The following is a 972-nucleotide window of genomic DNA, read 5'->3' as shown; positions in this document are numbered from 1 at the left end:
CTTGCAGACGGCGCCGGGCTTGATCAGTTCCAGGCCGCGGCGGTGGACCTCGACGTTGATGTTCCACAGTTCCAGGGAGCGCTCGTCGGGCTGGCCCAGGAACATGGTGCGCTCCAGGGCGGTGTAGTAGCCGGAGGTCATCGGGAAGCAGTTCAGGGACAGGATGTCCCCGCGCTGGAGCCTGCGGGTGGTGGCCCAGTTGTGCGCGCCGTCGGTGTTGATCCCGGACTGGAACCAGACCCAGGTGTCGCGGATTTCGCTGTCCGGGAAGGTGCGGGCGATTTCGTGGGTCATGGCCTCGGTGCCGATCAGGGCGAGCTCGTACTCGGTGATGCCCTCGCGGATGGCGGCCTTGATGGCCTCCCCGCCCAGGTCCCCGATGCGGGCGCCGTGCTTGATGACCTCGATTTCCTCGGCGGACTTGATCATCCGCTGGCGCATGGCGGCCTGGGAGATATCGACCAGTTCGGCGCCGTCGAAGGCGGCCTGGATGCGGTCGCGCTGCATCAGGGCCAGGGTGTCGTCCTCCACGCCCAGGCGGCGGGCGCTGATCCCGCGCTGGGCCAGGGCCTGCTGCAGGCCGTGGTAGTAGTTGTCCCGGCGCCAGTCGGTGTAGACGATGTTCTCCCCGTAGGAGCGGCGCCAGGGCATGCCCGCGTCGATGTTCGCGGTCACGGACACCGAGTCCTCGGGGGTGACCACCAGGGCGTAGGAGCGGCCGAAGTAGGTGAACAGGAAGTCCGAGTAGTACTTGATGTTGTGGTAGCTGGTCAGCACGACCGCGTCCAGCTCCTTCTCGGCCATGATCTGCCGCAGGCCGGCCAGGCGGCGCTCGAACTCCGCGTCCGAGAAGGTCAGCTTCACCTTCTGGCCATTGTGCAGCACCTTCAGGCGCTCGAGCTCGGACACGCTGCTGGCCGGTGCATGGGCGATGGTCATTGAATCTCCTTGGGTAACACGTCACGGAAACGG

The 972-nt window shown here is 66.5% G+C and carries 1 protein-coding gene; it reads right to left on the bottom strand.

The window, feature by feature from the left end; translation table 11 throughout:
• Positions 1–939, bottom strand: a 939-nt coding sequence (locus tag HGG74_RS20875; protein ID WP_168489462.1) for an aminopeptidase P family protein, incomplete at its 3' end; no start/stop codon positions are given.
• Positions 940–972 lie beyond the last annotated feature (33 nt).

The organism is Arthrobacter mobilis (genome assembly GCF_012395835.1).
GTDB classification, from domain to species: Bacteria; Actinomycetota; Actinomycetes; order Actinomycetales; family Micrococcaceae; genus Crystallibacter; species Crystallibacter mobilis.
The sequence above is the reverse complement of the archived record's forward strand: the minus strand, read 5'-3'. Positions and strand labels throughout refer to the sequence as shown.